The sequence below is a fragment of the Tepidibacillus infernus genome, from assembly GCF_048898065.1.
GTDB classification, from domain to species: Bacteria; Bacillota; Bacilli; order Tepidibacillales; family Tepidibacillaceae; genus Tepidibacillus_B; species Tepidibacillus_B infernus.
Genome location: NZ_JBLWFI010000001.1, coordinates 2,155,915 through 2,167,166 on the forward strand (window position 1 = coordinate 2,155,915; position 11,252 = coordinate 2,167,166).

Sequence of the window (11,252 nt, forward strand, 5' to 3'; positions counted from 1 at the left end):
GTTACTTGTCCCCCTTTTTCTTTTCCATAGGCCAAACGCATTCTATCCAAGTGTACTCATCCTTACGCATGAGTTCTAATTTCCATTGATCCTGATATAGTAGATTTAAACGATTTTCAATATTTTGTAATCCTATTCCCAACTTCCTTTTTGTTTGATCCGTTTCTTCCCAATTTGGTCCATTATCCTGTACAATCAAATGATGTTGATTGTTCTTAGTTTGTAAGATCATTTTCAATATCATATCCCCATATTTTTTTTCTAACCCATGTTTAAATGCATTTTCTACTAAGGTTTGAATCAGATATGGTGGAATAGAATTGTCTAATAAATCATCATCTATATCATAATGTATCGAGAGCCTTTTCCCATAACGTAATTGTTGAATCGCTAGATAATGTTTTGTATACTCTAACTCTTTTCTAATCTGTGAAAGGTACTGTTTGTTTTGGTATTTATATCGTAAAAATAGAGAAAGATGTTCGATAGCTTTGATAAGTTCTTGTTTTCGATCCAATCTTGCCAAAGATAATAGGGCATTAATAGAATTAGACAGAAAATGAGGTTGAATTTGTTGACTTAATTGAATTAACTCACTATATTCTAATTCTTTTTCCAATTGTTCTTGATGATATTTAATTTCAGAGTATTCGACTTCCCGTTCAAAGTAAGCGCTAGAAAAAAATAAAATAAAAGTCAAAACGGGTGATAATACACCAATCATTATAATAAAAGTAAATACACTTAAACTCATCCCTTTTATCTCCCTTTTAAAAAAGCACATCACCATTGATGTGCAATAACATAACAAATCATAACAATCTTGTTAAAAAACGTGCAATTTCGTGATTATATCAATAACGTATCATACGCTTCTCATAGATCCGTACGTGAATCCGTCTAACAATATGTGTTTTATCATGCTTCATCATCAGCATCAAGTGCTTCAATCACTAAGGTTATCGCTTTAATCATAGCTTCCATCGGCCAACTTGGCAGATTTGACTTTTTAATCGCCAACTCATAGGATGCAGGTATATGGATAAAACCAGATTTTACATTAAGTTTCTTAGACTCAATTTCATGTAACATTTGGAACATGACATTATTACAGAGATACGTTCCAGCACTATTAGAAATTTCAGCAGGAAAATTATGTTTGGTTAATCGGTCTACCATTTTGCGGATCGGAAGCGTGCTAAAATATGCGGCTGGTGCCTCCTCTATAATCGCTTGATCAATCAGCACTACTCCTGTATTATCTCTCGGACCATCATTACAGTTGATGGCAACCCGCTCTGGCGTGATTCGATCCCTCCCCCCCGCTAAGCCCAGCGAAATAACCACATCAGGTTTTTCTTGATAAAAATAATCTAAAAGCACCTTTGCCGAACGAGAGAATTCCACAGGCAAGATCTTTCCTACTACTTGGTATTGACCAATCGTTTTGCCATTTAATTGATTGGCAATCACCTGACTGGGGTTAAAAGGAAAGTCTAAAAAAGGCTCAAATCCTGTCAATAGTAATTTTTTCACGAATTATCCTCCTATCATTGAAGTGGTCTTTTTCTAAACCAGCGAATCCAACCATTATTCGATATTTTAGTCACAGACTGAGGTCTGTTTGCAATCCAGCCAATAATTGAACGATCAAAAACTTGATGAGCATCCATGCATTCTCTTAATGCTTGATCATACACGGTTTCATCAGCCGCCTCGGAGATGATATCTAATGTAACCCATTCTGGATGCCTTGCAATCAGACTGGTCGACTTTTGATCTACTTGGGTTGGCCATTCGTAGAAAATTAATTCACTCTCTTTTTCTAAAGGAAAAGTCTCTGGACACCATTGATGACCATATCGTTGATAAAACAATTGATATTGACGATTTTTCTGTTGTAATGAAGATTGTTCAAATCCTCGGTTAATCTCCTTGATTACTTGTTGTAAGATTTGGTAATGTTTCGGGTATTTGTCCTGATCTAGCTTTTTGGTAATACCATAGATTAAGGAAATCGGGATCCAATATGAGACTGGAAACCTTGGTGGACTATTGTAACCGGCAAATGGCTGAGTCCATTCATGGGAAGGAATACCATGATCATCAATTATTACATCTGGTAACCAACGATAAAAGAGGGTTGGGACAACCTCAGCTTCTCCAAATAAGGTCTCCTTAAAACGATGGTACGCATATTCTAAGCCTACTGCATTAAAGCGTGCAGCATGATGCTTCCATTCTGGGTGTTCTGCCGTCAACCGTTGATGAAGTGCTACTCCATCTGGATTCGCTTGAGGGATGACGACTAAATTTACGCGTTTAAGCCAATCTGGATGCTGATTTATGATTTCGGTAACCAATTCCTTAATCGCTGGCATACTTGAAACTTCATTTGCATGATGCCCTGTTTCGATTAATATCGTTGGTTTAAACAGAGACAGTTTATGAGTAGAACGAAATTGCGAAACCCTATGACTTGTCACTTCAAGCGCTTGGATGGGTCTTCCCTCAAAAGAGTGCTTTACGGTCCACTCAAATACATGGACTTGAGACTTATGATGATTGGTATCATTATTGATTTTTATTGGCACTTGATGTTGAATCGGTGTTTGTCTAGGATCCGTTTCTTCTTCAACTACTGCAATCAGCTGCTCTGGGTTTTGGTGATCTATCCATAACTTGGTCGTTTTCATCTTTCGTTTTGGCCTTGGTTGGTAACGACGTAGAATAATCTCTGCTTTTGGCGCTTGATTTTGGTTTAAATGAAGGAACGGTTTTATCGCGCCGGGACTATTCCACTCCTGACCCGTTATCCGTTTCCCTAAGTCTGCGAAGTAATCTAGCGTAAAAAAGTAAAGATCCTCATGTAATGCTTCAAGAGCAGAAATTCTCTCTTCCTGGATATTTAAACGTTCTTCTTCCTCACTAAGCCAAACATGAACTTCTAAGGAATGGAACAAAGGACTCAAACCTGACTCAATATAGGTATCTTTACTAAGTTGTTCTTGAATTAGTTTTTCAATCTGAGGTAAAACGTTAAATCGGTATTCTCGCCAAAAGCGTTCCCGGTCAGTCGAGATCTGTTTTGCATTAATCTCTTTTTCATTCAAAATTATTCTAGCATTTCCAGTTGTTGGATAGCTATATTGATCATTTAAATAGAGCATTGGTGCAACTGGTACATTTAAACTCCATGTCCCTATACATTGGTAATCATGATAAGCTTCCAGAAAATAGGTACTTTCTAAATCTTCTTTCATGACCCATTCAATGTGATCAAGTTGGATTCCTAAATGTTTCTCTAACCATTGATCAATGGGATACATTTCTTGAAGCCAACGAATCTCTAATTCTAATCCATTTTCACGAGTTTCCTTTTGAAAATAAATTTTGAGCCGATCAATTGAATGGTTTACTTGTAATTTTTTTAATTCTTCACTGAGTTGTTCTTTGATCCAATGGAATCCCGGTTTATAGGCAGAATAAATATGAACAGTGATTGTATTATTGTTAGTAGTAGAAAACAACTGAGCTAGTTCTTCAGCTAATTGAGTTTCAAGAGCTTTGCGAATCTGATAAGGTTCTGAAAGAAAAACTTCTAGGTTGATCCTTTCTACAAATTCTTTCTCTTCAACTTCTCCTATTTGATTAACTGTTGAATGATGAAAGTAGTTCTTTCGCAATTCTACTTTTATCTGCTCCCACCACTGTTTAAAATCATTGAGTTCACCTTGATTATGCCACTCCCACTTTTTCCATAATGGAAAATCTATTGGTTTGTGATCTTGATTTAGGAGTTCTTGTTCCCAGCGTCCAAAACTTCCCCCTTCTGCCACTGGATAAGTTTGATTCAAATATTGAATCATGGCTGTGATACCGTCAGCAGTCCCTTTGAGTTCAATGATCTGAGGCAGTAGCGCTTGATGATCCAATTCAGAAGTGGTTTGCCTTGGTTGGCTAAGCAATAGCTCTGCACCATTCGGAGTATCTCCCTTTGGCTGGTCTTGTTGAGAACATTCTATGAATTTAAAGATTAGTTCTTTTTTATTGGTTTTATCTTGAGTTAGATCAAACCCAGTGATTGGAAATTTGATCCCAGTGGCATATAAGCCTAATTTGGCTGCAAGATGAGCACTTTCTTTAATCATAAAATGATGTGGTTGATTAAGACTAAATTCGAAGCCTATGTTTAGTTGACTATTTAGATCAACACGTCCACCTTGATAAAAACCTATTTCTGTCCATAATTGGCTTAAACTATCGAGTGGCTTCCATTCTAATTCTTCTCGTTCTTTTTCTTTTGGTAATTGATCAGCGGTTTGGCGATCATTGGTGATCTGAATTGGACTTTGGTCTCCATGATCGTTGATGGCAAACACTTGATTTAATCGCCATTCCAGTTTAGTAATCCTTTGTTCTTCGTTACAACTGACGCCTTCTGGCCAGTAAGCAGCTAACCAGCGTAACATTTTATCAATGCTTGTTTCATTGTTTCCTTCTAAGATTACTGTTCTCTTATCTTCATCCAAAAATAAACTGGCCTCACTATTGACTAAGTCTTGATCTTCTCTACTCCAATCAAAATAGTCTCTTTGACGGATCAAGAAGAGCCAATCCCCTTCCTCTAATTGTTTATCGATAATAGGGAAGGTTAGTTCACTGGTCTCTAAACCAAGTCGTGCAAGAAAATCAATGATGCCATAAACAACCAGTTGCTGCTCGATCTGAACCGAGACCGTAAGAGCATCTGTAACTCCATCTTGATTGCGATCAGCCAAAAATCCTTCTGTGGTAAAGATTTTTCGTATATCCACGATTCACTCCCTCCTCCCTACCTTTTCGACTATTCTTTCTTCTATTATCTTTCATTAGCAAACTATCTCTTTCATTCTTATACACCATTTATTACACTTAGGCTTTTAAATTAGGATCAAATTCATCACGCAACCAATCACCGACCAAATTAAAGCCAAGTACGGTCATCATGATAGCAATTCCTGGGAAGGTAGCTACCCACCAAGCAGAATCGATATAGTTACGTCCATCTGCTAACATACTTCCCCAAGCTGGAATGGAAGGATCAACTCCTAATCCAATAAACGTTAAAGAGGCTTCTAAAAGAATGTTAACAGCAACATTAAGTGTGGCTAATACGATAATTGAAGAAGCCACATTAGGTAACAAATGTTTTCTCATAATTCTAATATGGCTAGCACCAATTGAACGTGCAGCCTGAACATATTCCATTTCTTTAACGGACATTACTTGACCTCTAACTAAACGAGCAAAGCCAACCCAGTTACTAATTCCTAAGACGATAATCAACTTCCATAAACCATTTCCGATAATCGCCATCATCAAAATGGCAATCAAGATAAAGGGTAAGGCTAATTGAATATCTCCAAGTCGCATTATGAGATCGTCAGCCCATTTGCCAAAATAACCGGCGATCAAGCCCAATATTACTCCAATGACCATGGAGATTAAAACTGATATAATTCCTACCATTAGGGAGATTCGTGCACCATATATAATTCTTGTTAATAGGTCTCTACCTACCTGATCCGAACCTAAGAGATAGGGGGATTCACCTGATTCATCCGCCCATGATGGAGGTGCTAAACGGGCTCTAAGATCAGCTTGATCTGGTTCAAAAGGTGCAATCACTGGAGCAAAGGTAGCCGATAATATACTGATTAAAACGAGTAGAATTCCGATTAAGGCCCATACATTTTTCGTTGCTTTTTTGAATATTCCTGCCTTTTTCTTTTTGCTTGTTTTGGTAGACGTGTCATTTACTATTGTTACCTCTAGCACTTTTGTTTGCTCAGTATTCATTCATTCTTCCCTCCTCCCACTTTGATTCGTGGATCAATAAAACTATAACTAATATCTACCAACAGATTAACTAAAACCATGACTAAAGCTAAATAGATAACTGCTCCTTGAATCACAGGGAAATCCCTTTGATTCACGGCATCGATTAAAAGTCGGCCAACACCCGGCCAGGAAAAAACTTGTTCAACAATGACCGTTCCGCCTAATAACGTCCCAAATTGCAAGCCGATAAAAGTAACAGTAGGAACTAAAGCATTCCTTAAGGCATGTTTAATAATCACTAACCATTCACTCAACCCTTTTGAACGTGCGGTACTGATATATTGCTGATTAAGAACCTCCAACATTGATGACCGAATTAACCTCGCTAAAATCCCCGATAAAATTAAGCCAAGGGTAAATGCAGGTAAAAATAAATATTTGACTCCTTCATATCCTGATGCCGGAAACCACTGTAAACGAACAGCAAAAATTAAAATAAACATGATTCCTAACCAAAAGTTAGGAAAAGAAATCCCTAATAATGCAAAGATCCGTCCAAAAAAGTCAACACTTGTTCCTTTTTTCACGGCAGATAGGACCCCAACCGGTAAAGCGATCAATAAAGCGATGGCTAGCCCAGCAATAGCTAGTAATAAGGTTGCAGTCATTCGATCAAAGATCATCGTGATGACCTTTTCACCAGTCCTAAATGACTCTCCTAAATCTCCAACAATTAGCTTCTTAAGAAATATTGAATATTGGATATAAAGCGGTTGATCCAATCCTAACTGGGTTCGTAATTGATCAATGGCCTCTTTTGTCGGTTCACCTGCTTGAAACATCACTGCAACAGGGTCTCCTGTAAGGCGAATGGCAAAGAAAATAAGTAATGATAATGCTAAGACCACTAATATACTATGTCCAATTCTTCTGACAATAAATGCTGCCAACTGATTCTCCCCCCTTTAGACTATATGGGGAGGACAAGATTAACTCCCATCCTCCCTCTCTTTTCTAGCTAATTAAAATATTACAAAACCTATATTATCTTTTATTTTACAAATTCACTTATTCTACGGTAACCTCTTCTAAACGAATTCTCTCATCTGCTGGAGGGGTAAATCCCTTCACTTTCTTACTGACAGCCCAGAGATTAACGGATTGATATAGTGGAACATCTGGTACTAATTCATACAACCTTGCATCTAATTTCTTAAAGGCTTCCAAACGTTTAGCCTCATCAAAAGTAGAACGCTCCTCAGCGAGATATTGCTCTACTTTCTCATCATAAAAATCTGGGTTCCAGAATTCCCCTTTATGGTAGAGTAGATAGGCTGTATTATCAAAGTCTAAAGTCCAGCCACCCCAACCTTGGCGATACATATGTCCTGCTTTACCATTTGGAATTAGGTCAGATATAAATGTAGAGCTATCGACTGGGTTTATATTCACCTGAATGCCTACATCTTTAAGATAGATTTGAACCGCTTGAGCGACTTCTTTAAAGATTGCATCATTACCAGGGAAGTAAAAATCTAAGGCAGTACCTTCCTTAACACCTGCTTCTTTTAATAATTGTTTAGCCTTTTCAGGATTAAATTCTCTAAAGGGAAGAGATGGATCGTTACCAAAGGACATTTCACTTTGGAAAGTGGAGATCCGTTTCCCGTATCCATTTAAGACAGTTTCTATAATCGTATCAGCATCAATAGCTAAAGCAATTGCTTCTCTAACTTTTGGATTATCAACAGGTGGCTTAGATGTATCAAATCGAATCGAATAAACTGTTGGTGCGCCAACTGGTACTAAGTCTACTTTTTCCTCCTTTTCAACTGTCGCAGCTTGACTAATCGCTACTGCCTTCATCACATCGATGGCTCCTGTTTGTAGTTCAGCTAATCTTGTTGTTGCCTCTGGAATAATTCGGAATGTCACTTTATCTAACTTAGGTAATCCCTCTTTCCAGTAATTTTCGTTTTTCTCTAAGACTACCTTGTTATCTTTCTCATAAGTCGTCATTTTAAATGGGCCAGTGCCTACTGGATGCTCATTAAAATACTCGTCACCTTTTTCTTGAATATATTTCGGTGGTACGATTACCCCACCATAACCGGCTAATTTAGTAAGCAATACCGGGTCTTTAGTTTTAAGAATAAAGTTAACGGTATATTCGTCAACGATTTCTACATGGTCAATCGATGTATAGTTTGCCTGCTGGGGTCCTTTTTTACCTTCTTCACCAAGTAATCGGTCAAAGGTAAATTTGACAGCTTCAGCATTAAATGGTTCACCGTTGTGGAATTGAACCCCTTGACGAAGTTTAAATTGAAGTGTTTGATCATCCAAAAACTGCCAAGATTCTGCTAAGCCTGGTTGAATTTTTAGATCAACTGTACGATCGACTAAGCCTTCAAAAACGGATGTTGCAATCGTACTCCAATCCAGTAAGAAAGTATCAATAGGATCCCAATTGTGAGGATCCCCAACCACACCAATGGTAATTTCATTTTTACTTGCAGTTGCGGGTTGTTCACTTTGTTTTTCGTCTTTTGCAGGTTCAGTAGCCGTATTTGAAGAACAGCCAGCTAATACCATACTTAAAACCAAGACTAATGCTAAAATACCCATCGTTATTCTTTTCATCTGCTTTTCCCCCTTATTTATTTTATTCATATAAATGACAGGCGACATAATGCCCGTTATTTACTTGTCGAAATTCAGGTCTTTGTACTTTACAGATCTCCATCACCTCAGGGCAACGGGTATGGAATGGACAACCACTAGGTGGGTTAGCCGGACTTGGTACATCCCCTGATAAGATGATTCGTTCTTTTTTTGCTCTTCGATTGGTCGTAGGAACCGCAGATAATAATGATCTGGTATAAGGATGTAAAGGTTCATAGTAGAGATCCTTCTTTGGAGCAAGCTCCACCATCCTTCCCAAATACATTACCCCAATGCGATCACACAAATGTTTGATAACACTTAAGTCATGAGAAATGAAAAGATATGTTAAAGCAAACCTTTTTTGTAAATCTTTGAGTAAATTAAGAACCTGTGATTGAATGGAAACATCTAGGGCAGAAACGGGTTCATCTGCCACAATCAATTTAGGATTCAAGGCTAGGGCCCGAGCAATTCCGATCCTTTGTCTCTGTCCACCACTAAATTCATGGGGAAAGCGGTCCATATGTTCTTCTTTCAAGCCAACCACTTGAAGGAGCTCTTTCACTCTTTCTTTTCTTTGCTTTGCTTCTAGCTGATTGAAGATCACTAATGGCTCCTCAATGATTTCACCAATGGTCATCCGTGGATTTAAAGATGCAAATGGATCTTGAAAAACAATTTGAAAATCTTTACGTTTTTTCCGTAATTCTTGCTGATTTAATTCTAAGATATTATTACCTTCAAAAAGCACTTCTCCTTCAGTCGGTTCTAGTAAGCGAACTATCATTCTCCCAGTAGTCGTTTTACCACATCCAGACTCTCCTACTAAACCAAATACTTCGCCTTTAAAAATGGAAAAATTCAAGTTATCTACCGCTTTGACATGATTAACAGTTTTCCTTAATAAACCTTTTTTAATCGGAAAATATTTCTTTAATCCTTTGACTTCTAAAAGTATCTCTTTAGAATCATCCGTTAATTTCTCATTCATTACTTCACCCCCTGTTCCTCATATAGCCAACATCTAACCCGACTATATTCCTTAAGTTGGATCATCGGTGGGGCTTGCTGAAAACAACGTTGTTCTGCTTTGCTACATCGAGGAGCAAAACGGCAACCTGATGGCATTTGATCAGGGCTTGGAACCGTACCAGGGATGGAGTAAAGATATTCTTTTTCTTCTTCTAAAGTAGGGATTGACTCAATTAAACCAATTGTATAAGGATGTTTAGGATGATCAAATAAGTCATCGATTTCTGCCTCTTCTACCACTTGTCCTGCATACATTACCACTACTCGATCACAGATTTCAGACACAACGCCAAGATCGTGTGTAATCAAAATAATGGACATTTCCATTTCTCTTTGTAGCTTTTTCATTAAATCTAAGATTTGAGCTTGAATGGTGACATCTAATGCGGTTGTAGGCTCGTCCGCAATTAATAACTCAGGATGCAATGACATCGCCATGGCGATCATCACTCTTTGTCTCATCCCACCAGATAGTTGATGTGGATACTCATCAACCACTTGTTCAGCCCTTGGTATTCCTACAAGCTTAAGCATTTTAATCGCATGCTCTTTTGCTTCCTTTTTGGAAACTTTTTTATGTGTCCTAATTACCTCAATGATTTGCGACCCTACGGTATAGACTGGATTTAGGGAAGTCATCGGTTCCTGGAAAATCATAGCTATTTCTTTGCCTCTAATATTTCTTAAATCTTTTTTACTAAGATTAACGATATTTTTATCTTTAAATTGAATACTTCCATGCTTAACTTTACCGTTAAGAGGAAGTAAACCCATTACAGATAAAGAGGTAACGCTTTTTCCACTCCCTGATTCGCCAACGATCCCTAGCGATTCTCCTTTTTTTACGTAAAAATTTACACCATCTATCACATTCAAGTCTTGTTCATTGGAATTAAAATTTACATGGAGCTCCTTAACCTCTAGTAAATGCTGTCCCATCTTCTCACCTCATTCTCTAAATCCCATGTTTCTAGAAATTTCATTGACGGCGATTTTTAGTTCTTGGATTAAACTAGGAAGTCTATTTGAATCAAAACGATCTATTGGACCTGCGATACTTAAACCCGCAATGACCTTTCCAGTATAGTCTCTGATTGGCATCGCTACTGCTGCTGATCCATTTTCCAGTTCATTATAACTAACTGTATACCCCGATTCCCTCGTTTGAGCAATCATCTTTAATTGCAAATCCTTATCAACAATCGTTCCATTGGCAATTTTTTGCCATTGAAACTTATTAAATAGCTGTTCAATTTCTTGATCATCCATGTACGATAATAAAATTCTTGGGCACGCTCCTGCATATAATGGAGCCCTTCTTCCTACACGGGTATACACTCTCACTGGATGAGAGGTATCTACTTTTTCAATATAAACGGCTTCATTCCCATCAACTACAATGAGATTGACAGCCTCATTCACTTGATCCCTTAGTTTAGTCATCGCCGAAAAGGCAGCTTTTCTAATTTCTAATCGTTGCTCAACAAGGTATCCTAATTCCAATAAAGACAAACCTAAACTATAGCTGTGTTGACTATTATCAACTCTTCTTAAAAAGCCTTCACTTTCAAGAGTTACAACCATTCTGTGTAATGTGCTTTTAGGTAATTCAGTCATTCTGGCCATCTCGGCTATTGATAATTGTTCATACTGTCTAAAATAGTTAAGTATTTCTAGTCCCTTTAATACGGTTTTATTCCTGTAATCCATCACTAAACCACCATTACCAT

Annotated in this window: 9 protein-coding genes; all 9 read right to left on the reverse strand. The window is 37.7% G+C overall.

What is annotated here, in order from left to right; translation table 11 throughout:
* Position 1: 1 nt before the first annotated feature.
* The 9 genes from TEPIDINF_RS10790 to TEPIDINF_RS10830 all read right to left on the reverse strand — a co-directional run bounded on the left by TEPIDINF_RS10790 (position 2) and on the right by TEPIDINF_RS10830 (position 11,232).
* Entirely contained in the window at positions 2-754 is a 753-nt protein-coding gene (locus TEPIDINF_RS10790) for a sensor histidine kinase (RefSeq protein ID WP_068726527.1), read from the reverse strand.
* A 164-nt stretch (positions 755-918) separates the two neighbouring features.
* Positions 919-1,536, reverse strand: a complete 618-nt coding sequence (gene pcp / locus TEPIDINF_RS10795; RefSeq protein ID WP_421691978.1) for a pyroglutamyl-peptidase I — start codon at positions 1,534-1,536, stop codon at positions 919-921.
* Between the two features lie 14 nt (positions 1,537-1,550).
* The gene (locus tag TEPIDINF_RS10800; RefSeq protein WP_082732522.1) at positions 1,551-4,817 is read right to left on the reverse strand and encodes a M14 family metallopeptidase; all 3,267 of its coding nucleotides are present in this window, start codon (positions 4,815-4,817) and stop codon (positions 1,551-1,553) included.
* A 97-nt stretch (positions 4,818-4,914) separates the two neighbouring features.
* Positions 4,915-5,841 carry an ABC transporter permease gene (locus TEPIDINF_RS10805; protein WP_082732523.1) on the reverse strand — a complete coding sequence of 309 codons (927 nt, stop codon included), beginning with the start codon at positions 5,839-5,841 and terminating at the stop codon, positions 4,915-4,917.
* Positions 5,838-6,773 carry a nickel ABC transporter permease gene (nikB, locus tag TEPIDINF_RS10810; RefSeq protein WP_068726532.1) on the reverse strand — a complete coding sequence of 312 codons (936 nt, stop codon included), beginning with the start codon at positions 6,771-6,773 and terminating at the stop codon, positions 5,838-5,840. Before nikB ends, TEPIDINF_RS10805 begins: the two co-directional genes overlap by 4 nt.
* A gap of 118 nt (positions 6,774-6,891) precedes the next feature.
* Positions 6,892-8,466, reverse strand: a complete 1,575-nt coding sequence (locus TEPIDINF_RS10815) for an ABC transporter substrate-binding protein (protein WP_068726534.1) — start codon at positions 8,464-8,466, stop codon at positions 6,892-6,894.
* Between the two features lie 22 nt (positions 8,467-8,488).
* Complete coding sequence (locus tag TEPIDINF_RS10820) at positions 8,489-9,481, reverse strand: ABC transporter ATP-binding protein (RefSeq protein ID WP_068726536.1); 993 nt, start codon at positions 9,479-9,481, stop codon at positions 8,489-8,491.
* Positions 9,481-10,461 (reverse strand): ABC transporter ATP-binding protein, encoded by a 981-nt coding sequence (locus tag TEPIDINF_RS10825; RefSeq protein WP_421691979.1) that lies wholly within the window; start codon positions 10,459-10,461, stop codon positions 9,481-9,483. The genes TEPIDINF_RS10820 and TEPIDINF_RS10825 overlap by 1 nt, the downstream gene beginning before the upstream one ends.
* 9 nt (positions 10,462-10,470) lie before the next feature.
* Positions 10,471-11,232 carry an IclR family transcriptional regulator gene (locus tag TEPIDINF_RS10830; RefSeq protein ID WP_421691980.1) on the reverse strand — a complete coding sequence of 254 codons (762 nt, stop codon included), beginning with the start codon at positions 11,230-11,232 and terminating at the stop codon, positions 10,471-10,473.
* Positions 11,233-11,252: the final 20 nt, after the last annotated feature.